The 288-nt window shown below is 49.7% G+C and carries 1 protein-coding gene; it reads right to left on the bottom strand.

All coding sequences use genetic code 11. The features are described from left to right. On the bottom strand, nucleotides 1-288 hold a 288-nt coding region (locus A3763_RS07045), incomplete at both ends, for a magnesium transporter (protein WP_197482823.1).

Below are 288 nucleotides of genomic sequence, written 5' to 3'. Positions count from 1 at the left end.
CTGGTAAGGAACGGTGTCTTCTTAAGTAACGCAACACAACGTCAATAGTGATACCGGGGCGGATGGTGACGGTATCTGTATTCATTAAGCCGCCGGCAGTGTCCTCGTGATATGAGAGGACTTCCTCGACACGGGCACGGTCTTGCGTGTCCATTGACTCAAGGACTTCAGCTGATACATTGTCAGGTAGCTGCTGAAGTATGTCGGCGAGATCATCTGTATCGAGGTCTTCTGTGAAGTTTACGACTTCCTGAGCATTTAACTTGCTGAGGAAGTGCGCCTGTATGT

Source organism: Oleiphilus sp. HI0128 (assembly GCF_001635365.1).
The sequence above is the reverse complement of the archived record's forward strand: the minus strand, read 5'-3'. Positions and strand labels throughout refer to the sequence as shown.